Source organism: Enterobacter wuhouensis (assembly GCF_004331265.1).
In the GTDB taxonomy this organism is placed as follows: Bacteria; Pseudomonadota; Gammaproteobacteria; order Enterobacterales; family Enterobacteriaceae; genus Enterobacter; species Enterobacter wuhouensis.
Window position 1 is genome coordinate 365,525 of the sequence record NZ_SJOO01000002.1, and the last position, 26,126, is coordinate 391,650.

Here is a 26,126-nt window from a genome sequence, read left to right on the forward strand (position 1 = left end):
GTGTTGTCAGCGTTTTTGTATGTAGGTCATCGCCAGCGCCACTGCGAGCACCAGCCCTTTTATAATGTCCATGGCGTAATACGGCACGGAGAGCATCACCAGCCCGTTCGACAGCACGCCGAGGATCACCGCCCCGACGAGCGTACCCAGCGCGTTCGGTTTCCCGGAACCCGCCAGCGAGAAGCCGATCCACGCCGCCGCCACCGCATCCATCAGGTATCCGCCGCCCGCATTCACCTGCGACGAACCGATGCGCGACGCCAGCAAAATCCCGCCCAGGCCCGCCAGCAGCGAGGCAATCACGTAGGCCGCCACCTTGTAGCGCGTGGTGCGAATGCCGGAGAGGCGCGCCGCTTCCGGGTTGCCGCCAATGGCGTACATCCGGCGTCCGTGCGTGGTCAGCGAGAGGCCAAGCTGCGCCAGCACGGTCACCACTAGCATGACGATCACGATGGTCGGCACCTGTCCCAGCAGGCTGAACGCCTCCGGAATGGTCCCTTCCGCCATGTCGCCGCTCGGCAGCACCATGTTCTCGGTAATCGACCCGCCGTAGCTGTAGGTCATCGCCACGCCCTGGATCACAAACAGGCTGGCAAGGGTCGCGAGCATGTCCGGAATACGCAGGATGACGATCAGGAAGGCGTTAAACAGCCCCACCAGCGTGCAGAGCGCCAGCGTAATCAGAATCGACTCGGTGGTACCAAAGCCGTGCCAGACGAAAAGGGAAATCACCAGCGCGTTCGCCAGCGAGGCGGTGGATCCGACAGAGAGATCGAACCCGCCGATGGTCAATGAAATCGACACGCCAATGGCAATCACCGTCACGATGGCAATCGAGCGCAGAATGTTGATGATGTTGTTCGGATCGAGGAAGCTGTCCGACGCCAGGCCAAAGACGGCCACCAGCGCGACGACGGTTAACAGCATGCCCCACTTGTAGAGAAAATCGAAAATCTGCTGACGGCCAGACGCCGCCGCGTTCACTGAAAGGGCCTTGCTCACGACGCCGTTCCTCCGGTTGAATAATAAAGTAGTGTCTCTTCGCGGGCCTCGGCCCCGGCGATTTCCGCCACGATGCGCCCGTCCCACAGCACGCAGATGCGGTCGCACAGCCCGACCAGCTCGGCAAACTCGCCCGAGGCGTAAATCACCCCTTTGCCCTCGCGCGCCAGGCCGTCAATCAGCTGGAACAGGTCGGTTTTGGCCTTCACGTCCACGCCTTTGGTCGGCTCGTCGAATATCAGCACGCTGGCGTCATTGCGCAGCCATTTACCGATGGCGACCTTCTGCTGGTTGCCGCCGGACAGGCGGCGCAGCACCTGCCCCGGCCCACGCGCGCGCACGCCGACGCGGGCAATCACCTCTTCCGCCCAGCGCCACGCCTGACGATGGCCAAACAGGCTCCAGCGCGAGAAGCTGTTATCGGCGCACACGGCAAGGTTCATGCTCACCGGCTCGTCGATAAAAATGCCCTCTTTCCGCCGCTCCTCCGGCACCAGCGCCAGACCGCGCAGCACGGAGTCGGCCGGATCGCGCGGCTGCCAGGACTGATGATTCAGCTCGCCGCGCGCCACGCGGCTTTTGGTGGCGCCAAACAGCGCCTTGCAAAGTTCGGTTTTCCCCGCCCCCGCCAGCCCGGCAATCCCGAGAATTTCGCCTTTGCGCAGGTGCAGGGAGATATCTTTTAGCAGCGCGTCGTCGTGAAGCCCCTCAACGCGCAGCAGCGTTTCGTCGCCGTGCGGCGGTCGCGCGGGCGGATAGATATCGCTCAGCACGTGGCCGAGCATCTTCTCGACGATCGCTTCGCCGCTAAGATCGGCCATCGGGCCGGACTCGATCAGCTTGCCGTCGCGCAGCACCGTTAAGGTGTCGCAGATGGCCTTCAGCTCGTGAATGCGGTGGGAGATAAACACCACGCCGATGCCCTGCTCTTTTAAACGTCTCACCACCGCAAACAGGCGCTCGCTCTCGTGCGCGTCCAGCGGCGCGGTGGGCTCATCAAGAATCAAAAAACGGCAGTGGTGTGACAGGGCGCGTGCCAGCAAAATCTGCTGCTTTTCGGCCAGCGAACAGCCGTCGATGGAACGGCGAACGTCGAGTGAAACGTCGAGCTGCGCCAGCGCCTGTCTCGCCTGCTGGCGGATCGCGCGCCAGCTATAGCGGTGTCCCGGCTGCGCCAGCTGGTCGAGCATGATGTTCTCGGCAATGCTTAATCCCGGGATCAGCGCCACGTCCACCTCCTGCTGTACGAGGTGAATGCCCAGCCGTTTGGCGTCCAGCGGCTCGCGGATCGTCACCGGCTGGTTGTTAATGCAGATTTCGCCTTCATAGTGGTCATGCGTGCCGCACAGCACCGCCATCAGCGTCGATTTCCCCGCGCCATTGGCACCGGTCAGCGCATGTACGGATCCGCCGGTTAAGGTGAAATTCACGCGCGACAGCGCCTGAAAGCCGGAAAAGACCAGGCTGATACCGCGCATCTCAAGGCGACTGGAAACCATCCGCGTAAATCCTTCATTACTCTTCTGATTTATCGAATTTTTCACAGCTCCGGTTGACTGACAACGACGGAAAAGGCATAAGATAAAGCGAAATATTATTAGCCATCCGGATGTCCAGACATAACATCGGGTTAGCGCTTGCTAAAAAAAGGACAACACCATGAGCAACACCGATATTCGCGTCGTGCCCGGCCCGGCGAACTACTTCTCTCATCCAGGCAGCCTTGCGCATCTGAATGAATTCTTCACCCCGGACCAGCTATCCCGCGCGGTGTGGATCTACGGCGAGCGCGCTATCGAGGGCGCGCGCCCCTTCCTGCCGGAGAGCTTTAACGCGCCGGGAGCGAAACATCTGCTGTTTAAAGGCCACTGCAGCGAGCGCGACGTCACCCATCTGGTGAATGAGTCCGGCAGCAACGCCAGCGTGGTGATTGGCGTCGGCGGCGGCGCGGTGATGGATACCGTCAAGGCCGTGGCGCGCCGCTTAGGGGTACCGTTCGTGGGCATCCCTACGATTGCCGCCACCTGCGCAGCGTGGACGCCGCTCTCCGTCTGGTACAACGATGCCGGTCAGGCGCTGCAGTTCGAAATTTTCGACGACGCCAACTTCCTGGTGCTGGTGGAGCCGCAGATCGTCCTTAACGCCCCGGCGGAGTATCTGTTGGCGGGCATCGGCGATACGCTGGCGAAGTGGTACGAAGCCGTTGTGTTAGCGCCCGAGCCGGAAAACCTGCCGCTGACCGTGCGGCTGGGCATCAACGGCGCGCTGGCGATCCGAGACGTGCTGCTGGAGCGCAGCGAAGAGGCGCTGGCCGACCAGCAGCGCGGTGACCAGACGCAGGCGTTCCGGGATGTAGTCGATGCGATTATCGCCGGTGGCGGGATGGTCGGCGGCCTGGGCGAACGCTATACGCGCGTGGCGGCAGCGCATGCGGTGCACAACGGCTTGACCGTGCTGCCGCAGACGGAAAAATACCTGCACGGCACCAAGGTAGCCTACGGCATTCTGGTGCAGAGCGCCCTGCTCGGCCAGGACGACGTGCTGGCGCAGCTGGTGGCGGCGTACCAGCGCTTTAACCTGCCGACCACGCTTCGCGAGCTGGACGTCGACATCAATAACCGGGAAGCGCTGGACAAGGTCATTGCCCACACCCTGCGCCCGGTGGAGTCGATTCACTATCTGCCGGTTGCGTTAACGCCTGAGGTTCTGCGCGCCGCGTTTGAGAAGGTGGAATCCTTCCGCCGTTAATTGCGCCGACCGTCTATACCTAATGATGATTCTCACCACTCTCGTAACGAGGTCATCATGCAGATCGATTTAACAGGTAAAAAGGCGCTGGTTACCGGCGCCAGCCGCGGGTTGGGTCGGGCAATTGCACTCTCGCTGGCGCGCGCCGGTGCGGATGTGATTATTACGTATGAAAAATCGGCCGATAAAGCCCAGGCGGTCGCCGAGGAGATTAAGGCGCTGGGACGACACAGCGAAGCTGTACAGGCGGACAGCGCCAGCGCGCAGGCGATTCAGGATGCCGTCACCCATGCGGCGCGTTCCCTTGGCGGGCTGGATATTCTGGTCAACAACGCCGGGATCGCGCGCGGCGGCCCGCTGGAATCCATGACGCTGGCGGACATTGACGCCCTCATCAACGTCAACATTCGCGGCGTGGTGATCGCCATTCAGGAAGCGCTGGTGCACATGTCCGACGGCGGGCGCATCATCAACATCGGCAGCTGTCTGGCGAACCGCGTGGCGCAGCCGGGTATCGCCGTTTACTCGATGACCAAATCGGCCCTTAACTCCCTCACCCGTGGTCTGGCACGCGATCTGGGGCCGCGCGGCATTACCGTTAACCTGGTCCACCCCGGCCCCACCAACAGCGATATGAACCCGGAAGACGGCGAACAGGCTGACTCTCAGCGTCAGCTTATTGCGTTGGGTCATTACGGCCAGCCGGAAGACGTCGCGGCTGCGGTCACGTTTCTTGCCAGCCCGCTTGCCGGGCAAATCTCCGGAACCGGTCTGGACGTGGACGGCGGTTTGAACGCCTGATCGCATATTTCCTGCACGCCTCTGTCGCCCGACAGAGGCGTTTCCGAGCAGCCTCGAAGGTTTGCGTTTTGCCGCTTTCTCCCGTTTTTTCTCCGCTCTACAGTACCCCATAAGAAATTCGGAATTTATCTAATAGTCTTATTATTTCCTTATATTTTGTGTGGGCGTACAGTGGAGGTACGGATGAAGATTGTCTGGTCCAATGGTGCAAAGAAGGCGTTTTCAAAGATTGACGAGCGGTATCAGCGTCGCATTGAGGTAAAGCTTGCTGAGCTGGATGACCGCTCGGCTCCCCGGCCCGATATCAAAAAAATATCGGCGACAGAAGATCATTTCCGGCTACGCGTAGGCGATTACCGCATCATCTATACGCTTCGTGGCGATCCCGATGACCATTGTTATGTTTTGGCCGTCAAGCGCAGAACTTCAACGACTTACCTGCATGAGGAGAGTGCCAACTATGGCTGTACAGCTAATCAAGGACGATAACGGGAAAACGCAGTACGTCGTTATTCCCTATCACGAATATTTTCGTATGCTCTTACAGATGGCAGAAATTGACGACGAAACCGACGACGATCTGGAGGATATTGAGGTCGAACACGACAGTCTGGATGACGTGGAATTGCCCGGAGAAGTGTGCAGCATCATGACCTGGCAGAACGTCAGCCTGCAGGCCGCATGGCGTATCCTGCGCGGCATGTCCCAGCAGGAGGTGGCGGAGAAACTCGGCATCAGTCAGTCCGCCGTATCACAGCTTGAAGCGCTGGACTCCCGTCCGCAAAAGCGCACCCGCGAAAAGCTGGCGGCAATTTATGGCTGTAAGCAGGAGCAAATCAGCCTCTATTTACCGAAAGAGGGTTAACAGCACTTCGCCCCGCCCTTGCCGCCGTAGCGGGCGTCCTGGCGGTCGCGGAAAAATTCTTCGTAGGTCATGGGCGTCTGGTCCGGATGGTTGACGCGCATATGCTCGACGTAGTTGTCGTAGTCCGGCACGCCAATCATCATTTTGGCGGCCTGGCCCAGGTACTTACCTGCTTTGGAAAGGGTGTCGAACATAATCAGTTTCTCGTTTGTTTCCCCCTCACCCTAACCCTCTCCCCAAAGGGGAGAGGGAACTTACAACACCCTCTCCCCTTTGGGGAGAGGGCTGGGGTGAGGGGATTTGGTTAATGCGCCCCTTTGGCCTGGGTGACAATCTCTTCCAGGTTTTCAGGCATCGGCTCGTAGGGCGTCTCTTTCGCCGTTGGCTTGTCGACTTTCAACGCCGCCAGCGCGGTCTTGAGAGAATACAACGCCAGCACCACGACCACCACCATAAAGAAGATGGTCAGCCCGGCGTCCAGACGGTTGTTAAACACCAGCTGCGACAGCTGGGACTCGGTGTACTGCGCCGGGATCTTGCCGCTATCGATCATCGCCTGGAACTTGTTGGCGATTGCCAGGAAGCCCACCTTGTTGTCCGGGCTGAAGGCTTTCTGCCAGCCCGCCGTCAGGGTGCAAATCAGCAGCCATGCGGTTGGCACTAATGCCACCCAGGCGTAACGCTGGCGCTTCATCTTGAACAGCACCACCGCGCAGAGCATCAGCGCCATGCCCGCCAGCATCTGGTTGGCGATACCGAACAGCGGCCACAGGGTGTTGATCCCGCCCAGCGGATCGACCACGCCCTGATGCAGGAAGTATCCCCACGCCAGCACGCACAGCGCCGTTGCCAGCAGGTTAGCCGGGAGCGAGTCGGTGCGCTTCAGGTTCGGGGAGATCACCCCCAGCAGGTCCTGCAGCATAAAGCGCGCCGCACGGGTTCCCGCGTCCACCGCCGTCAGGATAAACAGCGCCTCAAACAGGATGGCGAAGTGATACCAGAACGACACGTCCATCAGCCCGCCCAGCGCGCCGTGCAGGATGTAGGCCATGCCCACCGCCAGCGTCGGTGCCCCGCCCGCACGGGAGATAATCGACTGCTCGCCCACCTCATTGGCAATGTGCGTTAGCGTTTCAGGGGTAATGGCAAAGCCCCAGCCGCTTACCACCTGCGCGGCAGACGCCACCACGTCAACGGTTCCGGCAGGGGCCAGCACCGCCATCGGGCTGTTCATCGCGAAGTACACGCCCGGGTCGATGATACAGGCCGAGACCAGCGCCATGATGGCGACGAAGGACTCCATCAGCATGCCGCCGTAGCCAATCAGGCAGGCCTGATTTTCATTCGCCAGCATCTTCGGCGTAGTGCCGGAGGCAATCAGCGCGTGGAAGCCGGACACCGCGCCGCAGGCGATGGTGATAAACAGGAACGGGAACAGGTTACCGGTCCAGACCGGGCCGGTGCCGTCGATGAATTTAGTCAGTGCGGGCATGGTCAGAGTCGGGCGCATGATCAGAATGCCGATAGCCAGCCCGACGATGGTGCCGATTTTCAGGAAAGTGGAGAGATAGTCGCGCGGAGCCAGCAGCAGCCACACCGGCAGCACCGCCGCCACAAAGCCGTAGCCCACCAGCATCCAGGTCAGCTGTACGCCGGTAAAGTCAAACCACGGTGCCCACGTCGGGCTTTCCGCCACCCAGCCGCCGGAGATAATGGCGAATACCAGGAACACCAGACCGATTACCGACACTTCACCGATGCGCCCCGGGCGCAGGTAGCGAATGTAGATCCCCATAAACAGCGCCAGCGGAATGGTGAAGGCCACGGTATAGGTTCCCCACGGGCTGTGGGTCAGCGCTTTCACCACGATCATCGCCAGCACCGCGAGGATGATCACCATGATCATAAAGGTCGCCACCAGCGCAATCACCCCGGCGGTTGCCCCCATCTCTTCTTTCACCAGTTCACCCAGCGAACGGCCGTCGCGGCGGGTCGAGACGAACAGCACCATAAAGTCCTGCACCGCCCCCGCCAGCACCACGCCGGCGAGGATCCAGATCATCCCCGGCAGGTAGCCCATCTGCGCCGCCAGCACCGGCCCCACCAGCGGGCCCGCCCCGGCAATCGCCGCGAAGTGGTGGCCGAACAGCACTTTTTTGTCGGTCGGCACGTAGTCCAGCCCGTCGTTATGGCGCACGGCGGGCGTCATGCGCGTGCTATCAACCCCCAGGACGTTCTTCGCGATATAGCGACCATAAAAACGATAGGCGATCAGATAAATACAAACGGAGGCGACAACGATCCAGAGCGCGTTGATCTGTTCCCCCCGATTAAGGGCGATATAGCCCAGGGCAAAGGCTCCCACAACGGAGAGCCCTGCCCATGTAAGGTATTTCCCTGAGTTGTTCATAGTTGTTTTCCGCTGTAGTGAAACCGTGAGTTGTTACATTTTGTTTCTAGAACAACGGCGGAAATTTAACAACTTTGAAACGTAATTATGCGTGGTCAAACCAGACATTTACACCACAGTGTTAAGCCGATCACTTTCGCGCCGTCACCGGTCACACTTTTGCCTTTTTCATCCTGCCACCGCCTTACGGAATGATTTGTATCATTTTTTTTGGTTATAACCTCGCCAGAATGATCCTGCGCGATCGCGCGCTTACAAGGAAAAGGATATGAACAGTTCAGTACCTCAGGAGTATAAGGTCGGGCCCGGCGCGTACTTCGCCCTGGCATTTGCAGCCGTTTTCTTCTCCGGCCTGTTGGGCGGAAAGGAGTGGTACGGCGTTTTTGATTTCACCACCCTCAACGGCGCGTTTGGCAAAGTGGTCAGTAAGGCCAGCCTGGATGATGGCACCCTGACGACCGCCAGCAGCGCCTTTCGCGGCACCGGCGGCAGCGGCGCGATGGACGGGTTTCTCTTCGCGCTCGGCTTAATTCCCGCGGTGATGTTCGCGCTGGGAATGATCAACGTGCTTGAGCACTACGGCGCCCTGCGTGCCGCCCGCAAGCTCTTAACCCCTCTGCTGCGCCCGCTGCTGGGCATTCCCGGCACCACCGGGCTGGCGCTGATCGGCAGCCTGCAAAGCACCGACGTGGGCGCGTCGCTGACCCGCAACCTGTCAGACGAAGGGCAAATCAGCGAAAAAGAGAAAGACGTGTTCGCCATGTTCCAGTTCTCCGCCGGGGCAATGATCACAAACTTTTTCTCCTCCGGCGCGATCCTCTTCACGCTGGTCGCCGTTGACGGCACCGCGGCGGTTCCCACGTCCATCGGAGCCTGCATTGCGGTGATGTTCATCATGAAGATTGTCGGCGCGAATATGCTGCGCCTGATCCTGACGTTTACGGGCAAAGAAGCCCCTGCGAAACAACCGGCAGAAGGAGACGCCGCATGAGTGCCCCACAGTCAAATCCCGTTATTACAGATGTCTTTGTCGAAGGCGCGCGCAAGGGCTGGGGCATTGCCACCGGCAGCACCCTGCCCAACGTGGTGATGGCGTTTATCATCATCAAAGCGCTGGAAATTACCGGCGCGCTGAAAGGGCTGGGCATGATCTTCGCCCCATTGATGGGCCTGTTCGGCCTGCCGGGTGAGGCCGCCGCCGTGCTGATCGGCGGCTGGATGTCGATGGGCGGCGGGATCGGCGTCGCCATCGGCCTGTTTGATAAAGGCATTATCACCGGCGAGCACCTGGCGATCCTGGCACCCGCCATCTACCTGATGGGCTCGCAGGTGCAGTATCTGGGCCGCATTCTGGGCGTGATCGGCACCCGCGCCAAACGTATCCCGCTGATGATCGCCATCTCGGTAGTCAACGCGTTTTTAGCCATGCTGCTGATGCACATTATTCTCTGAACAGGACGTGAACATGAATCTTGACCACTATATTGAAGAGCTGAAAACCCTGGTGAACGTGGACTGCGGCACCCAGACCATTGCGGGCGTTGCCGCCGTTGCGGGCATTATGCAGCAGCTCTGGCAGCGAGAGGGCTGGCACACCGAGCAGGTTAATCTGGGCGATAAGGTGGGCCCGGGCGTGTTCGTCTGCAATAAGCCGCAGGCGGAGCATTTTGACGTGCTGCTGGTCGGCCATCTCGATACCGTCTTTGCCCCCGGCACCGTCGCCGAGCGCCCGATGAGCGAGGATGATACCCGCCTGTATGGCCCCGGCGTGTCGGATATGAAGAGCGGACTTCTGAATATTTTGTGGGCGATGCGCGGGCTCGACGCCGCGGACAACGATCGTCTCGCGATAGCCGTGGCGATGAACCCGGACGAAGAGACCGGCTCGGTGCATTCCCACGAATGGATCGGCGAGCTGGCGAAGCGTTCCCGCTGCGTGCTGGTGTGTGAAGCCGCCCGCGCCGACGGTTCGCTGGTGAAAGCGCGTAAAGGCATGGCGGGCTATCACCTCACCTTCAGCGGCGTGGCGGCGCACGCGGGTAACGATCCGGAAAAAGGCCGCTCGGCAATTACCGCCCTGGCAAACAGCGTTATCGCCATTAATGCGCTAACCGACTGGGATCGCGGCACCACGCTCAACGTCGGGGTGATTCACGGCGGCAGCGCGGCCAACGTGGTGGCGGATAACGCCGTAGCCGAACTCGACGTGCGCTTCTGGGAAAACGACGAGTACGACCGGGTGAATCAGGCGCTGGAGGCGTTATGTGAAAAAGGCTTTTTAGACGGCGTGACCACGACGCTTGCGCGGGTGAATCACAAGCCGGCGATGGCAGCCAGCGTTGAGACGCAGGCCCTGATGCAGCAGGTTGAAGCGGCAGGAAAAGCGGAGGGTATCGACATTACCTGGCAGGCGGTCGGCGGCGGCAGCGACGCCAACCACACCGCCGCGCTGGGCATCCCGACGCTCGACGGACTGGGCCCGATTGGCGCCGGGTTCCACAGCCCCGCGGAATGGCTGGATAAAGCGTCGATTGAGCCGAGAATTCGTTTGTTAAAGCGGATCGTCTCGACATTGTAAACGCCGGGTGGCGGCTTCGCCTTACCCGGCCTACACGTAATTTTGCACTAAACCGTCCCCTCTCCCTGTGGGAGAGGGTTAGGGTGAGGGCAACAAACCGCACAAAATCAACCCAACACCATCGTACTCAACCGGCAGGTGCAGCACCGCCGCCCCTGCTCGTCGAACACCACAATCTCCCAGCTCTGGCTGGAGCGCCCGAGATGCAGCGGCTGGCACACGCCGCGCACTTTACCCTGCGACACCGCCCGGTGGTGCGTGGCGTTTAGCTCCGTGCCGACCACGTTCTGCCCGTCGCGGGTCATCAGAAAACCGGCCATCGATCCCAGCGTTTCCGCCAGCGCCGCCGACGCGCCGCCGTGCAGCAGGCCAAACGGCTGATGGGTGCGGGCGTCCACCGGCATTTCGGCCTCGAGCGTCTCGTCCCCGAGGCGGGTATAGACGATGCCGAGATGCGCCACAAGGGTGTTCTGGCTGGTGGCGTTCAGCGCGTCGAGCGATAAATGACGTTTCCAGATCATCTTACGCCCCCAGCGTGGAGCCGCCGTCCACCACGATATCCTGCAGGGTGATATGGCTGGCGGCATCCGAGGCCAGGAACAGCACCGTGCCGGCAATCTCCTGCGGGCGGGCAATCTTGCCGAGCGGAATGCCGAGCTTGAACTGCTCGCCAAAGCCGCGAATGCGCTGCTGCTCCGCATCGTCGCTTTTCCACAGGGTGCGCTGCATGTCGGTGTCCGTTGAGCCCGGCGACACCAGGTTACAGCGCACGCCGCTACCCGCCAGCTCCAGCCCGACGGTCAGGGCCAGGCTTTTCAGCGCCGCCTTCGACGCGCCGTAGGCGCTCATGCCGATGCGCGGCGTGTGCGCCGCGTCGGACGCCACGGTCACTATCGCCCCGCCCTGCTGACGGCGGAACTGGCCCATCGTCTGCTGGAACAGGTTGAACGCGCCGCCGACGTTGACCGCGAAGGTCTGCTGCCAGTCCTCCTGCGAAAGCGCGTCCGTCGCGCCCATGCGCAAAATGCCCGCCGCGTTGACCAGCACGTCCAGCCGCTCAAGGGTATTAAGCAAACGGCCACACGCATCGCTGACCTGAGCAAAATCCGCCACGTCCAGCGTTTCGGTGGCGAAAGGATAATCACCCAGCGGAAACGCCAGATCGAAGCCGGTCACCTGCGCGCCTGCCTCCACAAACGCCAGCGCCGTCGCGTAGCCAATCCCCTTCCCCGCGCCCGTCACCCAGACGGTTTTGCCGGTAAAATCAAAACCCATCACTTCACCTCGCGGGAGAGCAGCGCCCACCAGGCGTCGATTGTTGGATTTTTGGCCAGCATAACGAAATCAATGTCGCCGTGCACCTTGCGCCAGCGGGCGGCCAGCGCCATCATGCGCACCGAATCCAGACCGTAGTCGATCAGGTTTTCGTCATCCATCGGCTCGTCGGACTCGTCCAGCAGCGGCAGGATCAGCGCGCGCAGCGCGGCTTTGGTTGCCGGAACGGACGGCAGCAGCTCGTCGGTCATCACCACGCGGCCCGAGCGTCCCGCTACGTAGTTCAGCGACATCAGGTGCTCGTCGCGGGTGAAATCCGCCAGCGCGTCGGCGATAAAGAACGGCTTGATGTCGCGCATAAACGCATCGGTGGCGGTGGTCATGCAGCCGATGTGGGCATACACGCCGGTAATCAGCAGCTGGTTGCGGCCCGTCTCCTTCAGCATCTGCTCGAGCGGCGAGCGATGAAACGCGCTGTAGCGCCACTTCACCAGCACCGTGTCGGCTTCGTCCGGCGTCAGTTCAGCGACGATACGCTGCTGCTCCGGCGAGCGGGTCAGGCCCGGCCCCCACATGTCGTTCAGCAGGGCGCGGTCTTCATCGCTCTGCTCTTTCGGCTGGGCGGTGTAGTACACCGGTATGTTGTGTTCTTTGCAGTAAGCGCGCAGTTTAGCGATGTTCGCCACCACCTGCTGCATCATCGCGCTATTTTCACCCCAGAAGTTCAGGAAGTACTCCTGCATATCGTGGATAAGCAGCGCCGCGCGCTCCGGCTCAAAGGCCCAGTTCACTTTATTGGTCGGCAGCTCTGCGGCGGTCGGCAGCGCGTAAGCGGTTAATTTTGGTATAGCCATACTCTGTTCCTCAGCCCCGGGCGCGTTCAGCGAGCCACAGGCGCAGCTGTTTCTTATCGACTTTGCCGACCGGCGTTAACGGAAGCGCATCCACGCTCTCCACGCGGTCCGGCAGCTTGAATTCGGCAACGCCCTGCTCGCGCAGGAAGCGGCGCACCTCGACCGCGCGCAGCGGCTGTTTCACCACCAGATACGCGCAGCTTTTTTCGCCCAGCAGGCTGTCCTCCATGCTCACCAGCGCGGCGTGGATCACCGACTCGTGGCGCAGCAGCAGGTTTTCGATCTCCTCGGCGGCGATCTTCTCCCCGCCGCGGTTGATCTGATCCTTCTCGCGCCCCTGCACGGTGATGTACCCCTGCTCGTCGATGGCGATCAGGTCGCCGGAGCAGTAAAAGCCGTCGGCATCAAAGGCGCTGGCGTTGTGTTCCGGGCTGTTAAAATAGCCGCGGAAGGTATAGGGCCCGCGCGTCATCAGACGCCCGACTTCGCCGCGCGGCAGCGGGTTACCGTGCTCGTCCGCCACCCACACTTCGTCGTCCGGGCACATCGGACGGCCCTGGGTGTTGATGATGCGTTCCGGCGCGTCGTCGAGCGCGGTGTAGTTCACCAGCCCTTCCGCCATGCCGAATACCTGCTGAAGCTGACAGCCGATTTCCGCCGGAATGCGCGCCGCGAGCGTGGCGGACAGGCGTGCACCGCCCACCTGCAGCAATTTCAGCGACGTAAGCTGACCGTTCCCCGCCCCTTCGGCAATCGCCTGCAGCCACAGGCTGACCGCCGGCGGTACCAGCGAGGTGACGTTAACCTGATGCTGTTCAATCAGCGGGAAGCAGAGCGTGGCGCTCGGGTCGTTCGCCAGCACCACGCAGCCCCCGGCGGTGAAGATGCCGAGCGATCCCGGCGAGCTCATGGCGTAGTTATGCGCCGCAGGCAGGGCGTTGAGGTAACGCGTTTCGGCGGTAATGCCGCAAATCTCGTTGCTGCGGCGGATGCTGTAGTCGTAATCGTTATGCGTGCGCGGGATCAGCTTCGGCGTGCCGGTGCTGCCGCCGGAAAGCTGGAAGAAGGCCACTTCGTCGGCGGGCGTCGGGTTCGGGATAAAGTTGTCGGCCGGACGCGCAATCGCCGTTTCCAGGGCGTGTTCGCCCCGATCGCCGCGCAGCAATACGACGCGGACCGAGCGGTGCTCATCCACAAAGGCGTTGAGGAAGTCATCGCCCGCGAACAGCGCGTGGTCGCGATCGGCAATCAGCACGGCGGGTTTGATCTGCGCGGCGTAGGCGTTCAGCTCGCTGCGCTGATGGCTAAAGAGCGCGTTGACCGGCGCCACGCCGATTTGCAGCAGCGCGAAGAAGGTGATGTAGAACTCGGCCACGTTGCCGAGCTGCACCAGCGCCGTCTCGCCGCGGTGCAGCCCCTGCGCCTGGAGGGCAGAGGCCAGGTTATTCACCGCCTGATTAAACGCGCGGTAGGTAATGTGCCGCTCGCCGTCGATAATCGCCACGGCATCGCTTTGCGCACGATCCGTCAGAATGTGCGTCAGCGGCAGATCCTGCCAGTAGCCTTTCTCACGGTAGCGGCGGGCAAATTCCTCAGGCCAGCGGGTAAAGGGGATGGTCATGAGTATTCCTTAGTGCAAACCAAAAACGTTGAGCATGGTGGAGAGCTTCACGCCGGTTTCGCGCCACTCGCCCACCGGCGAGGAGGCGGGGACAATGCCCGCGCCGGCAAACAGGCGCACGGTATTTTCGCGAAGACGCGCGCAGCGGATGGTCACCACCCATTCGCCGTTGCCTTCGCTGTCGCACCAGCCGACGATGCCGCCAAACAGCTCGCGGTCGAACGGCTCCAGCTCGGCAATCAGCTGTTTCGCCTCCTGATGCGGGAATCCGCTCAGGGCAGGCGTCGGGTGCAGGAGGCAGGCCAGGGTCAGGGCGTTTTCATTTTCACGCGCGTCACCTTCTACCGGCGTCGCCAGGTGCCACAGGGTCGGGGTGGTAATCAGCTGAGGAGAATCCGGCATGCTGAGATGGTGGCTGCGCGGTGCCAGAACGGCCTTCATCGCCTGGGTCACCAGGTCGTGCTCGTGACGGTCTTTTTCAGAGGCCAGCAGCTTGTTGCCCGCTTCTCTGTCCAGCACGTCGTCCGGCTGACGGCGCGCCGAGCCTGCCAGCGGCAGCGAGCTAAAGTGCGCGCCCTCTTTGCGCAGCAGCAGCTCCGGGCTTGCGCCCAGCAGCACGCCGCCGTCTTCCAGCGGCACGTGGAAGTTAAAGCTCGCCGGGTTCTGGGCGATCAGGCGCTCCATCAGCGCACCGCTGTCGAGGGTTTTGTCGGCCGCAATATCGATCAGGCGCGAGAGCACCACCTTGTTCACCTGCGGCGTGGCGGTCAGCGACGCGGCGCGGGCAACCATCTCTTCGAACACCGGCTGCGGCGGGATCTCGGTCCGTTTTTCCACGTTCAGCGTCTGCGCGCCGGTGAAATAGCGCGAAGACTGCTGGCGCGCCGGGCGAGAGAAGGTCTGCCAGCGCTGCGGAATAAACAGGGACGACGGTTTGCGGGTATCGAACGGAATAGCGCCCACCATCACCGGGTGGGCAATGCCGCTGGCCTTCGCGCTCTGGAAAGCCTGGGCTAATTTTTGCTGGAAGTGACCGGCAGGATCGTCGCCGCCGACGGCGGACTCAGAGAAGCGGGCAAAACAGCCTGACGTGGTAAAACTGCGATAGGGCGACATAAAGAAAAAGCTGTCTGATTGCAGCGTGGTCGCGGTGTGCTGGGTATCCTCAGCCAATGACGTATCCATATCATCCTCCTAAAATGATAAAAGCAGTAATAATGATTATCATTTATATTTTCGATGGCTAACCTAATCTCACAGCGCCCCGGTGTCAACCGCAGAGCAAACAACTTGTGCGACTAACGCTTGCATCCCTTCCCCGCAATCATGAAAATGAGAAGCATTAACTTCAATAAAAACAGGATGCCGCTCCGTGAAACTCCCTGCCGTTTGCCGTAATGCCCTTCTTTTAACAGGACTTTTTGTTTTAGGACTAACCTCAGCCACCGCCGCCGACTGGCCGCGTCAGGTGACCGACAGCCGCGGCGTTCACACGCTTGAGAGCAAGCCGACGCGCATTGTCTCCACCAGCGTAACCTTAACCGGATCGCTGCTGGCGATTGACGCCCCGGTCGTCGCCAGCGGTGCCACCACGCCGAACAACCGCGTGGCGGATGCGCAGGGCTTTTTATGCCAGTGGGGAGATATCGCAAAACAGCGCAAGCTGGCCCGGCTGTACATCGGTGAGCCGAGCGCCGAAGCGGTCGCCGCGCAAATGCCGGACCTGATTTTGATTAGCGCCACCGGCGGGGATTCCGCGCTGGCGCTGTACGATCAGCTCTCCGCCATCGCCCCCACGCTTATCATTAACTACGACGACAAGAGCTGGCAGGAACTGCTGACGCAGCTGGGCACCCTCACCGGGCAGGAAAAACAGGCTGCCGGGCGCATTGCCGCGTTTGATAAACAGCTCGCGCAGGTGAAACAGCAGATGAAGCTGCCGCCGCAGCCGGTGAACGCCATCGTCTACACCGCCGCCGCGCACAGCGCCAACCTGTGGACCGCGGAATCCGCGCAGGGCAAGCTGCTGCACCAGCTGGGCTTTACGCTGGCGGAACTGCCCGCCGGGCTGCAGACCTCAAAAAGCCAGGGCAAACGCCACGACATTATTCAGCTGGGCGGGGAAAACCTGGCGACGGGGCTGAACGGCGAAGGGCTGTTCTTGTTTGCGGGCGACCAGAAGGACGTGGAGGCGATTTACGCCAACCCGCTGCTGGCGCATCTGCCCGCCGTGCAGAACAAGCGCGTCTGGGCATTGGGAACCGAGACGTTCCGCCTGGATTATTACAGCGCGATGTTGGTGTTGCAGCGTTTAAATTCAATTTTTAAATAAGTGGCACGTTCCCCGTAGGCCCGGTAAGCGCAGCGCCACCGGGCGTTTTGTCGGGTGGCGGCTACGCCTTACCCGACCTACAGGGTCAAGACGCTCTCCTGCCTGAATCGGCGCAATTCTGCCAACGACAATAATAAAACCGCACCAATAATTGCCAGTACAAACCCGCTGCTGCTCGCCGAGGCCACCGGGGTCATTATCGCCCCCAGCCCGCCGAGGATCGCCGCGCCAATCGCATCGCCCGTCACGTTCTGCGCCGTCCACAGGCCGTTAATGCGCCCGAGCATCCCTTCCGGCGTCTGGGTCTGGATCAGGGTGTACTGCAACAGCGAGCTGATGGCGCTCAGCCAGCCGAAAATCACCAGGCACAACACGCCCAGCGCCCACACCGGCATCAGGCTGAAGAAGCCAATGGCGATAAACGACGCCAGCGTGGCAAGCAGCATAATCAATCCCGGACGCGCGCTCTGCGCCAGGTTGCCGCTGGTCAGCGCCCCGCACGCCGCGCCGAGCGGAATGGCGGCGTAGAGAATGCCAATCTCCGAGGCGCTCATCTGCCACTCACCCGCCAATGCCGGATAGAGCACGCGCACGGAGCTCGCCATCGTCAGCAGGCCGCCAAGCAGCGCAATGCCGCCAATCAGCGGGTTGCTGAACAGAAAGCGAATCGCGGCCATCAGCGATTTCAGCGGATGCTCGCGCGGCTGCGGCGGAGGCGGCAGCAGCGGCAGGCGCAGCAGCGTCAGGGTAGTGATAAAGGTCCCCGCCGCCGCCAGGCCGTAGTTCCACGCCACGTTGCCGGTCGCCAGCAGCAGGCCGCCCACCATCGGCGAAATCACCGACCCGAGGCGCACGGTGAGCATGGTGATCGCCCCCGCCTGCATCAGGTTCTCGCGCCCGACCAGCGCGGGCGTGGCCGCCAGCAGCGCCGTCACGCCCAGCGAGGCAAAGAAACCGTCCCACAGCCCCAGGGCATAAATCGCAATCAGCGACGGCTCCGGCAGCATCGCGTTCAGGCACAGCCCGATAAAGCCCACCCCGCAGGTGCCGCGCGCCAGCAGGATCAGCTTTTTACGCTCGTAGCGGTCCGCCAGCACGCCGCCCACCATCAGGCCGATAAACATCGCCCCGCCGGTTAAGGTGACGGATAGCCCCACCAGCCAGCTGGAGTGGGTCATGGTCTGGATTTGCACCGGCACGGCAACGCCGAGCAGGCCGAGGGACAAAATGGAGATAAAACGGGCGATAAAGACGGCGCGAAACGCCGGGTGCGTTTTGAGGAGGCTGAGGTTGAGCAGCCAGGATTTTTGATTCATGACAAGGCCTTGAGGTATCGGTCTACCATTTCCATGGGCGCACATGCTAACATAGCCAAATAAGATAGATAACGATAATTACTATCATTATCACATCATGGACGTTGCTATGTCGTTTTCCTCTTCCGCGGTGCGCGCCGTTGCCGTGCCCGTTTTATTGCTGCTGTTGATCCTTGCGATTGCACTCAGTCTGCTGGTTGGCGCGAAGCCGCTGCCCGCGTCCGTTATTGTCGATGCGCTCTCCGGTACCTGCCAGAGCGCCGACTGCATCATCGTGCTCGACGCCCGCCTGCCCCGCACCCTTGCCGGACTGCTGGCGGGAGGCGCGCTCGGCCTTGCCGGAGCCCTGATGCAAACCCTCACCCGCAACCCGCTGGCCGACCCCGGCATTCTCGGCGTTAACTCCGGCGCCAGCTTTGCCATCGTGCTCGGCGCGGCGCTCTTCGGGTTGACGTCTCCGTCCGAGCAGCTGGTCATGGCCTTTTGCGGCGCGCTGGCCGCCTCGCTGGTCGTGGCCTTTACCGGCAGCCAGGGCGGCGGGCAGCTGAGCCCGGTCCGCCTGACGCTGGCGGGCGTGGCGCTCGCGGCGGTGCTGGAAGGCTTATCCAACGGCATCGCCCTGCTCAATCCGGACGTTTACGACCAGCTTCGCTTCTGGCAGGCCGGATCGCTGGATATCCGCACCCTTGAAACCTTAAAAGTGGTGGTGGTTCCGGTCATCGCCGCCGCCGCCGTGGCGCTGTTTTTAAGCCGGGCGCTCAACAGCCTGAGCCTCGGCAGCGACACCGCGACCGCCCTCGGCAACCGCGTGGCGCGCACGCAGCTGGTTGGTCTTTTGGCCATCACCGTGCTGTGCGGCAGCGCGACCGCCGTGGTCGGCCCCATTGCCTTTATCGGCCTGATGATGCCGCACATGGCGCGCTGGCTGGTGGGGGCAGATCACCGCTGGTCGCTGCCGGTGACGCTGCTGGCCACCCCTGCCCTGCTGCTGTTTGCCGACGTGCTGGGCCGCCTGCTGGTGCCCGGCGAACTACGCGTCTCGGTGGTCAGCGCCTTTATCGGCGCGCCGGTGCTGATCTTCCTGGTACGCCGCAGGCGCGGAGGTGGCGCATGATGGCCCCGTCCCGCCGTTTAGTCACCAGCGTCTCCCTGCTGCTTATCGCCATTCTGCTGCTGGCGGTCTGGAGCCTGCGCAGCGGCGCGGTGACGCTCGATTTTGCTCAGGTGCTTAACGCCCTGCTCGGCAGCGCGCCGCGTAATATCACCATGGTGGTGACCGAATGGCGGCTGCCGCGCGTGGCGATGGCGGTGCTCGTCGGTGCGGCGCTCGGCGTGAGCGGTGCGATATTCCAGTCGCTGATGCGCAATCCGCTCGGCAGCCCGGACGTGATGGGCCTCAACACCGGGGCCTGGAGCGGCGTGCTGGTGGCGATGGTGCTGTTTGGCCAGCACCTGACGGCGATTACCTTTACGGCAATGGCGGGCGGCATTCTGACGTCATTACTGATCTGGGCGCTGGCCTGGCGCAACGGCATCGACACCTTCCGCCTGATCATCATCGGGATCGGCATCCGCGCCATGCTGATGGCCTTTAACACCTGGCTTTTACTGCAGGCCTCGCTGGAAACCGCGCTCTCCGCCGGGCTGTGGTACGCCGGCTCCCTCAACGGCCTGACGTGGGGCAAAACCTGGCCCGCCGCGCCGCTGATTGTGCTGATGTTTATCGGCGCGCTGCTGCTGGTGCGGCGTATGCGCCTGCTGGAGATGGGCGACGACAGCGCCTGCGCGCTCGGCGTGGGCGTCGAGCGCTCGCGCCTGATGCTGATGCTGGTCGCCGTACTGCTGACCGCCGCCTCTACCGCTATCGCCGGGCCGATCTCGTTTATCGCCCTCGTGGCACCGCATATCGCCCGCCGCCTTAGCGGGACGGCGCGCTGGGGATTAACCCAGGCGGCGCTGTGCGGCGCGCTGCTGCTGCTGGCCGCCGATCTCTGCGCCCAGCGGCTGTTTATGCCTTATCAACTGCCGGTGGGCGTAGTGACCGTCAGCCTCGGCGGGATTTACCTCATCGTCTTGCTCGTTCAGGAGTCACGCAAGAAATGACCGATTCAACCACCCGCTTGCGCGGCGAAAACCTCACCCTCGGCTACGGCAAAAAAATCATTGCCCGGGACTTATCCGTTGCCATTCCGGACGGGCACTTCACGGCAATCATCGGGCCGAACGGCTGCGGCAAATCGACCCTGCTGCGCACCCTGAGCCGCCTGATGACGCCGTCTGAAGGCAGCGTATTCCTCGACGGGGAGCAGATCCAGCGCTTCGCCAGCAAAGAGGTGGCGCGGCGCATCGGGCTACTGGCGCAGAACGCCACCACGCCGGGGGACATCACGGTGCAGGAGCTGGTCTCGCGCGGGCGCTATCCGCACCAGCCGCTGTTTACCCGCTGGCGCAAAGAGGACGACGAGGCGGTCAGCCGCGCGATGCAGGCGACGGGGATTACCGATCTGGCCCTGCAGAGCGTGGACACCCTTTCCGGCGGGCAGCGTCAGCGCGCGTGGATCGCGATGGTGCTGGCGCAGGAGACCTCGATCATGCTGCTGGATGAGCCGACGACCTGGCTCGACATCAGCCATCAGATTGACCTGCTGGAGCTGCTGAGCGAGCTCAACCGCACGCAGGGGTATACCCTGGCGGCGGTGCTGCACGACTTAAACCAGGCGTGCCGCTATGCGACGCATCTGATTGCCTTGCGAGACGGTGAGATTGTGGCGCAGGGCGCGCCGAAAGAGATTGTGACGCCGGAGTTGATCGAGCGGATCTACGGCATGCGCTGCATGATTATTGACGATCCGGTGGCAGGCACGCCGCTGGTTGTGCCGCTTGGCAAACGTGCGGTCTGATGTCCCCTCACCCTGACCCTCTCCCCAAAGGGGAGAGGGGACGATTACACCCTCTCCCCTTTGGGGAGAGGGCTGGGGTGAGGGGCTTTTGACCTTACCCCAATATCTCCTTCAACACCGGCCCTATCTTCTCAAACGCCTGCGGTGAAATGATATCCACGTGGGCGCAGTCCTGGCTGTACACCTCAAGCTCCGCCACCCACGGCGACCACGCAACCTGCGGATCCATCGTTCGCGTGCGCTCGGCGACGAACAGCGTCGCTTTGCCGTCAAACCTTGCGCTGTGCGCCGTGGTGAGCAACCGCACCGCGTCGGCGTAGTTACCTTCGATGGCGTTAAACAGCTCGCTGGAGCCCTGCCCCTGCTGAGCGGCGATAAACGCCTGACGCTCGCGCTCGATTTCCGCCAGCACTTCCGGGTCGAGGCCGTTGGCCTCTTTCTCCGCCCAGTTCTGGGTTTCCGGCGGCCAGGTGTCCAGCAGGCCGAGGAAGGCCACCTCTTCACCCAGCTCGCGCAGACGGGCGGCAATCGCCTGCGCCAGCGTGCCGCCGAGGGAGTAGCCGAACAGGTAATATGGCCCCTGCGGCTGCTGCTTACGCAGCGTAGCCAGATGATGCTCAATGACTCCATCCAGATACGCACGCTGCTGCATCGGCCCGTCCGGGCGCGGCGACTGAATGCCGGTAATGGACCAGCGCGGGCTGAGGTAGCGCGCCAGCACGCTGAACTGCCAGGCAAAGCCGGACGCCGGATGGAAGCAGAACAGCGTCGGGCCGTTACCTTCACGCAGCGGGAGAAGGGTTTCATACCCCAGCCGCTGCGCCTGCTCGTCGCTCATCTGCGAGTCCAGCAGCGCGCTGAGCTTGCTCACCGTGGAGGCGACCATAATCTGCCCCGGCGTCACCTTGCGGTCGAATGCGCGGCTTAGCTGCGCGGCCAGGCGCATCGCCAGCAGCGAGTGTCCGCCAAGGGCAAAGAAGTCGGCCTCAATGTCGTTGACCTCGCAGCCCAGCAGGGCAGAAAACGCCTGTGCCACGGCGGATTCGGTTTCCGTCTCCGGCGCGCGCCCGGTGGTTTTGCTGGTCAACTCCGGCAGCGGCAGCGCCTTGCGGTCAAGCTTGCCGTTCGCGCTGAGCGGCAGCGCGCTGATTTGCAGCAGCACCACCGGCACCATGTGCGGCGGCAGCTGCGCTTTAAGGGATTCCAGCAGCGCGTCGCGATCCAGCGGTAAGCCGGATTCGGAGACGACGTAGCCCACCAGCTGACGGGCATCGCCGCCGGTGGCCGCCGCCTGGTTGAACACGCAGGCGTGCGCCACGGCCTGGGCCACGTCCGGCAGCGACAGCATCGCCCGGTCGATCTCGCCCAGCTCGATGCGCTGGCCGCGAATTTTCAGCTGATCGTCGCTGCGTCCCAGGTATTCCACCGCGCCGTTGTCCAGCCAGCGGGCAACGTCGCCGGTGCGGTACATGCGCTCGCCGGGGGCAAACGGGTCGGCAATAAAGCGGCTGGCGGTAAGGTCCGGACGGCCCAGATACCCCTGCGCCAGCTGAATGCCGGTGAGGTAAAGATCCCCCGCCACGCCGAACGGCACCGGGCGCATCATCGCGTCCAGAATGCGCAGCCCCGTGTTCCACACCGGGAAGCCGATCGGCACGCTGTTGCCCTCCACCCCCGCCAGCTCGGGGCCAAACGCCGGATACCAGCTCACGTCCACCGCCGCTTCGGTTGGGCCATAGAGGTTATGCAGCGGCGCATGAGTCAACTCTTCCCACTCGCGGCACAGCTCGGTCGGCAGCGCTTCGCCGCTGCAGAACACCTGCTTAAGGGTGTTGCAGCACGCCGCGTTTTCCGGGGTCAGCGAGGCGACAAAGGCCGCCAGCATCGACGGCACGAAGTGGGTGGTGGTCACGCCGTACCGTGCGAAGAAGCTCTGCATCGCCTGCGGATCGCGGTGCGCGTCCGGCTCGGCCATCACCAGCTTCGCCCCGGCGATAAACGGCCACCAGAACTCCCACACCGACACGTCAAAGCTGCACGGCGTTTTCTGCGCCACCACGTCCGTCGCGTCCAGCGGGTAATGATCCTGCATCCACTTGAGACGGTTAACGATGGCGGTATGGCCGACCATGACCCCTTTCGGGCGGCCCGTCGAACCGGAGGTAAAGATGATGTATGCGGTCTGCTCCGGCGTCGCCAGCCGCAGCGGCTCAGCCTCCGCAGCCGGTAACAGTGTGTTGTAACTAAACGCCGTAATCGGCAGATCGCTAAAGCGCGGGAGCTGCTCGTCGGTGGTAATGAGCAGGGACGGCTTCGCGTCCTCCAGCATCATCCGCAGGCGGTCGTCCGGGTAGCCGGTGTCGAGCGGCAGCCACGCGGCACCGGCCTCAACGATGCCGTGCAGCGCCAGCGTCAGGAACACCGAGCGCGGGAGTGCCACCGCCACGCTGTCGCCCGGCTTCACGCCGCGCGCGCGCAGCAGGTTTGCCAGCGCGACCACCTGCTCGCGCATCTGTCGATAGCTGAGCTCAACGTGCGCATCCGCCAGCGCGGGGGCGTCCGGCGTTTTGCTCGCCTGCTCCGCCACCAGCTCCGCGAGGGTGGTGGACGGCAGCGCCAGCCCGGTATCGTTGATGCGCGCCAGCTGGGCGTACTCCTGCTCAGAAACCGTTTCCACTTCGCCGCAGCGCAGGTCCGGGTTGGCCGCAAACTGCAGCAGCATCGCGTTCAGGCGCGCGACGTGGCGGGAAAGCGTCGCTTCATCGTAACGCTGTTTATTGGCGAGGATCTCAATGCTCAGGCCGCCCTGCTCGTCCGGGAACAGCGCCAGTTCAAGATCGTTCACCGGGCCGGTGGCCAGCGTGTGGGTGATGGCCTCCACGCCGTCGATATCCAGCTGATAATCGAACACCTTGACGTTCAGCACCGGGCCGAACAGCGCGTCTTCACCCGCGGCGCGCCCGCCGTCGCGCACAATCTGCTCGGCGTCGTAGCGCTGGTGACGGCGCATTTTTTTCAGCTGGTTCGCGAGGCGCAGCGCCAGCGCCGGCAGGCTCTCCTGCGGGTTAATATTCACCGCCAGCGGAAGGACGTTGAGCACCGGCCCCGTCGCGGTGAGCGCGGCGGACCCCATGCGGCGCATGAAGATAAACCCGGCGGCGTAGTCCAGCCGTCCGGTCAGGCGGCCCAGCCACAGCGCCACCAGCGCAAGGGCCAGATCGGTGCGCTGCGCCTGCCCTGCCGCCTGCGCAAGCTGGCTAAACGCGCGGCCGTCCATTGCAATTTTCAGGCGCAGGATATCGGTTGTGGCCGCGCGGCCCGGTAAAGGAGCAGCAGAAAGCGACACCGGAGAAGGAAGCTGCCTGCGCTGCTCCGCCCAGAAGGCACCGTCGCGCGCGTACGCCTCGCTGTCGCGATAGCGCTGATACTCTTCAACCACTTCCGAAAACGGCGTGAACGGTGATTCCGGCGTGCTTTCGCCGTTTTTCCATGCGCGATAGATAGCGGCGATCTGGCGGGTAATCGCCGGGAAGCTAAAGCCATCCACCACCAGATGGTGATAGCGCTGATACCAGTACCAGCGATTTTCACCTACCTGAATCAGCTGGTGAAACGCCAGCGGCTGACCGCTGTCGACGCGCAGGTTCTGATTAAGATCGGCCTCCATCAGCGCCGCGGCAGCCGCATGGGAATCGACGCGAACGATGGACGGCTCCGGCAGCATCATGGACGCATCCACCCACTGCCACACCTCGCCGTTATCCTCAGCGAAGCGCGTGCGCAAAGTGTCAGCCTGCATCATGCCTGCAGCAACGGCTTTCGCCAGCAATGGCGCATCGATGTCGCCGTTCAGTTCGGTATAGTGCGCCACGCTCCAGGCGTTTGGCAGCGTGGAAAGCTGCTCCGCCATCCAGATACCCGGCTGGGCGGCAACGAGAGGTAGACGGTTCATGCTGTTTCCCCCGCAAAATGAGAAGGTTCAAGCGTTTGCCAGTTTTCCGCCAGCCACTGCTGGCAGGCGTCCTGGGGCTGCGGCTCGCAGACCACGCGCCAGCCTGCGGGCAGCTCGCACTGCTGCGGCCACAGGCTGTACTGCCCCTGGTCGTTACGCAAAATGGCGAACTGTCCCTGCGGATTATCGAAAGGATTGCTGAATTCCATACAGACTCCGTTAGTGAAAAAGCGGCTGCCAGAGGGCCATCAGCCCCTGCGTCAGCCCACCGCGCCAGCAAAGCGCATCGTGTCCGCCGTCAACCTGACGCCAGATAACCGGTTGCTGTGTGTGCTGTAGTTCGGCGTGAATCGCCTGATTTGCGCGAAAGATAAGCGGCTCGTTGCGCCCGGCCTCAAGGACGATGCGCAGCCCGCGTGCGGTTTTTTCACCCGCTTTAAGCTGCTCGATGAGCAGCCCGTCCTGCTGCGCGCCGCGGTGCGGCCACCAGTAGGAACCGGACTGGCTGAGCACGCAGCCAAAGCGCTGCGGCCAGTTGAGCCCTGCGTATAGCGCTGAAAGCCCGCCGAAGCTCTGTCCCGCCACGACGGTACGGTCGGCGCGGTCGCTGAACGGCGCGAGGTTTTTCACCTGCGGGAGGAGTTCTTCCTGCACCGCCAGCCAGAAATCGGGGTTGCACGGCAGCTCGCGGCTGCGGTGCGCGGTATCAATCACGTCGATTAACACGTAGACCGCAGGCGGCAGTTTGCCTTCATGGGTGAGCGACGCCAGCGCGGGCCAGACGGGCATACTTTCGGCCCAGAACTGCCCGTCGAGCAGCACCGCAAGCGGGCGCTCGGGATCTTCATCACCGGTGGTAAAAATCCAGACGCGGCGACGGTTGCCCAGCCGCTCGCTGGTCCATTCGATGCAGACGGGCTTTTTGAATGGCGTATACGGAGTGTTCCAGCCCGGCTGTACCGGGGCCTCAGGCATCTCCAGCGCCGAGACGGCGTGACCGCGCCCGCCGCGCCAGCTCTGCGGATTCAGCGGGTCGGACACCGCGTGCGGCAAGAGTTTGCGCCAGCCTTCGCGCAGCGCCATGCGGTCCGGCCGCTCGCCTTCAAACACCGCGCTGGCAAAATCATTTTCGTTATCGGAGGGAATAAAACAGTAGCTGCCGCGCCATTCGGGGCTGAACTCGCCCTGCCACTGCCAGACGTCGGTATCCGGGATGCGTTCAAGGGACTGCGGACGCGCGTTTTGATGGTGATCGGTCACGCCGGTGATATAGAGCCAGACGCGCTTCACCGCCGACGTCGCCTGCGTTCCCGCCGGGTCCCGCCACCAGAAGGTGACGCGAAAGCGCCCCTTCTCACGTTCCCATTCCGGCCCGCTTTTCGACTGCCACCACGCTTCACTTCCGGTTGTTAACGCCGTCACCCTTATAACCCCATGTTTAACAGTCTTTTTTGTTTCAGAGCAAATTTTAT

Annotated in this window: 24 protein-coding genes; 11 read left to right on the forward strand and 13 right to left on the reverse strand. The window is 62.6% G+C overall.

What is annotated here, in order from left to right; all coding sequences use genetic code 11:
* Positions 1-6: 6 nt before the first annotated feature.
* Complete coding sequence (locus E0L20_RS05785; RefSeq protein ID WP_131633112.1) at positions 7-1,002, reverse strand: ABC transporter permease; 996 nt, start codon at positions 1,000-1,002, stop codon at positions 7-9.
* Positions 999-2,501, reverse strand: a complete 1,503-nt coding sequence (locus tag E0L20_RS05790; RefSeq protein WP_131633113.1) for a sugar ABC transporter ATP-binding protein — start codon at positions 2,499-2,501, stop codon at positions 999-1,001. Before E0L20_RS05790 ends, E0L20_RS05785 begins: the two co-directional genes overlap by 4 nt.
* A gap of 160 nt (positions 2,502-2,661) precedes the next feature.
* Here E0L20_RS05790 and E0L20_RS05795 point away from each other — a divergent pair, with 160 nt between their 5' ends.
* The 4 genes from E0L20_RS05795 (at position 2,662) to E0L20_RS05810 (ending at position 5,416) form a co-directional block, all read left to right on the forward strand.
* Positions 2,662-3,750 (forward strand): oxidoreductase, encoded by a 1,089-nt coding sequence (locus E0L20_RS05795; protein WP_131633114.1) that lies wholly within the window; start codon positions 2,662-2,664, stop codon positions 3,748-3,750.
* Between the two features lie 57 nt (positions 3,751-3,807).
* Positions 3,808-4,551 carry an SDR family NAD(P)-dependent oxidoreductase gene (locus tag E0L20_RS05800; RefSeq protein ID WP_131633115.1) on the forward strand — a complete coding sequence of 248 codons (744 nt, stop codon included), beginning with the start codon at positions 3,808-3,810 and terminating at the stop codon, positions 4,549-4,551.
* A 183-nt stretch (positions 4,552-4,734) separates the two neighbouring features.
* Positions 4,735-5,040, forward strand: a complete 306-nt coding sequence (locus tag E0L20_RS05805; protein ID WP_131633116.1) for a type II toxin-antitoxin system RelE family toxin — start codon at positions 4,735-4,737, stop codon at positions 5,038-5,040.
* Entirely contained in the window at positions 5,012-5,416 is a 405-nt protein-coding gene (locus E0L20_RS05810; protein WP_010428455.1) for a helix-turn-helix domain-containing protein, read from the forward strand. The genes E0L20_RS05805 and E0L20_RS05810 overlap by 29 nt, the downstream gene beginning before the upstream one ends.
* Here E0L20_RS05810 and E0L20_RS05815 read toward each other — a convergent pair.
* Together E0L20_RS05815 and cstA are read right to left on the reverse strand one after the other, a co-directional pair.
* Positions 5,413-5,610, reverse strand: coding sequence for a YbdD/YjiX family protein (locus E0L20_RS05815; protein WP_006809671.1), 198 nt, complete (start codon positions 5,608-5,610; stop codon positions 5,413-5,415). The two genes, E0L20_RS05810 and E0L20_RS05815, sit on opposite strands and share 4 nt — an antisense overlap.
* A gap of 110 nt (positions 5,611-5,720) precedes the next feature.
* Positions 5,721-7,826: a pyruvate/proton symporter CstA gene (cstA, locus tag E0L20_RS05820; protein WP_131633117.1), complete on the reverse strand. Its 2,106-nt coding sequence runs from the start codon at positions 7,824-7,826 to the stop codon at positions 5,721-5,723.
* Between the two features lie 268 nt (positions 7,827-8,094).
* On the opposite strand from cstA, the gene E0L20_RS05830 reads away from it, so the two are divergent.
* From E0L20_RS05830 to E0L20_RS05840, 3 genes are read left to right on the forward strand one after another with little or no spacing between them, the layout of a single operon-like run.
* Entirely contained in the window at positions 8,095-8,817 is a 723-nt protein-coding gene (locus tag E0L20_RS05830) for a nucleoside recognition domain-containing protein (RefSeq protein WP_131633118.1), read from the forward strand.
* On the forward strand, positions 8,814-9,278 hold the full coding sequence (locus E0L20_RS05835) for a YjiG family protein (protein ID WP_131633119.1): 465 nt from the start codon (positions 8,814-8,816) through the stop codon (positions 9,276-9,278). The genes E0L20_RS05830 and E0L20_RS05835 overlap by 4 nt, the downstream gene beginning before the upstream one ends.
* A gap of 13 nt (positions 9,279-9,291) precedes the next feature.
* Entirely contained in the window at positions 9,292-10,404 is a 1,113-nt protein-coding gene (locus tag E0L20_RS05840) for a M20 family metallopeptidase (RefSeq protein WP_131633120.1), read from the forward strand.
* 107 nt (positions 10,405-10,511) lie between these two features.
* Here the strand turns inward: E0L20_RS05840 and entH are convergent, their stop codons facing one another.
* Genes entH through entC form a run of 5 tightly spaced genes read right to left on the reverse strand, consistent with a single transcriptional unit; the run spans position 10,512 to position 15,339 of the window.
* Entirely contained in the window at positions 10,512-10,925 is a 414-nt protein-coding gene (entH, locus tag E0L20_RS05845) for a proofreading thioesterase EntH (protein WP_131633121.1), read from the reverse strand.
* Position 10,926: 1 nt separating this feature from the next.
* Positions 10,927-11,679 (reverse strand): 2,3-dihydro-2,3-dihydroxybenzoate dehydrogenase EntA, encoded by a 753-nt coding sequence (entA, locus tag E0L20_RS05850; protein WP_427854506.1) that lies wholly within the window; start codon positions 11,677-11,679, stop codon positions 10,927-10,929.
* Positions 11,679-12,533, reverse strand: a complete 855-nt coding sequence (locus E0L20_RS05855) for an isochorismatase (protein WP_131633123.1) — start codon at positions 12,531-12,533, stop codon at positions 11,679-11,681. The genes entA and E0L20_RS05855 overlap by 1 nt, the downstream gene beginning before the upstream one ends.
* Positions 12,534-12,543: 10 nt before the next feature.
* Positions 12,544-14,154 carry a (2,3-dihydroxybenzoyl)adenylate synthase EntE gene (entE, locus tag E0L20_RS05860; RefSeq protein ID WP_131633124.1) on the reverse strand — a complete coding sequence of 537 codons (1,611 nt, stop codon included), beginning with the start codon at positions 14,152-14,154 and terminating at the stop codon, positions 12,544-12,546.
* 9 nt (positions 14,155-14,163) lie between these two features.
* Positions 14,164-15,339, reverse strand: a complete 1,176-nt coding sequence (gene entC, locus E0L20_RS05865; RefSeq protein ID WP_131633125.1) for an isochorismate synthase EntC — start codon at positions 15,337-15,339, stop codon at positions 14,164-14,166.
* A gap of 187 nt (positions 15,340-15,526) precedes the next feature.
* On the opposite strand from entC, the gene fepB reads away from it, so the two are divergent.
* Positions 15,527-16,486 carry a Fe2+-enterobactin ABC transporter substrate-binding protein gene (gene fepB / locus E0L20_RS05870; protein WP_131633126.1) on the forward strand — a complete coding sequence of 320 codons (960 nt, stop codon included), beginning with the start codon at positions 15,527-15,529 and terminating at the stop codon, positions 16,484-16,486.
* A 77-nt stretch (positions 16,487-16,563) separates the two neighbouring features.
* Here the strand turns inward: fepB and entS are convergent, their stop codons facing one another.
* Positions 16,564-17,802, reverse strand: coding sequence for an enterobactin transporter EntS (gene entS / locus E0L20_RS05875; RefSeq protein ID WP_131633127.1), 1,239 nt, complete (start codon positions 17,800-17,802; stop codon positions 16,564-16,566).
* A 109-nt stretch (positions 17,803-17,911) separates the two neighbouring features.
* Here entS and fepD point away from each other — a divergent pair, with 109 nt between their 5' ends.
* Genes fepD through fepC form a run of 3 tightly spaced genes read left to right on the forward strand, consistent with a single transcriptional unit; the run spans position 17,912 to position 20,702 of the window.
* Complete coding sequence (gene fepD / locus E0L20_RS05880; RefSeq protein WP_131633128.1) at positions 17,912-18,916, forward strand: Fe(3+)-siderophore ABC transporter permease; 1,005 nt, start codon at positions 17,912-17,914, stop codon at positions 18,914-18,916.
* Positions 18,916-19,905 carry an iron-enterobactin ABC transporter permease gene (gene fepG / locus E0L20_RS05885; RefSeq protein ID WP_131633414.1) on the forward strand — a complete coding sequence of 330 codons (990 nt, stop codon included), beginning with the start codon at positions 18,916-18,918 and terminating at the stop codon, positions 19,903-19,905. The genes fepD and fepG overlap by 1 nt, the downstream gene beginning before the upstream one ends.
* Entirely contained in the window at positions 19,902-20,702 is an 801-nt protein-coding gene (gene fepC, locus E0L20_RS05890) for an iron-enterobactin ABC transporter ATP-binding protein (RefSeq protein WP_131633129.1), read from the forward strand. Before fepG ends, fepC begins: the two co-directional genes overlap by 4 nt.
* Positions 20,703-20,796: 94 nt before the next feature.
* Here the strand turns inward: fepC and entF are convergent, their stop codons facing one another.
* From entF to fes, 3 genes are read right to left on the reverse strand one after another with little or no spacing between them, the layout of a single operon-like run.
* A complete protein-coding gene (gene entF, locus E0L20_RS05895) occupies positions 20,797-24,654 on the reverse strand; it encodes an enterobactin non-ribosomal peptide synthetase EntF (RefSeq protein WP_131633130.1) in 3,858 nt (1,285 codons plus the stop codon).
* Positions 24,651-24,863 (reverse strand): MbtH family protein, encoded by a 213-nt coding sequence (locus E0L20_RS05900; protein WP_131633131.1) that lies wholly within the window; start codon positions 24,861-24,863, stop codon positions 24,651-24,653. Before E0L20_RS05900 ends, entF begins: the two co-directional genes overlap by 4 nt.
* 10 nt (positions 24,864-24,873) lie before the next feature.
* Positions 24,874-26,076 carry an enterochelin esterase gene (gene fes / locus E0L20_RS05905; protein WP_131633132.1) on the reverse strand — a complete coding sequence of 401 codons (1,203 nt, stop codon included), beginning with the start codon at positions 26,074-26,076 and terminating at the stop codon, positions 24,874-24,876.
* Positions 26,077-26,126: the final 50 nt, after the last annotated feature.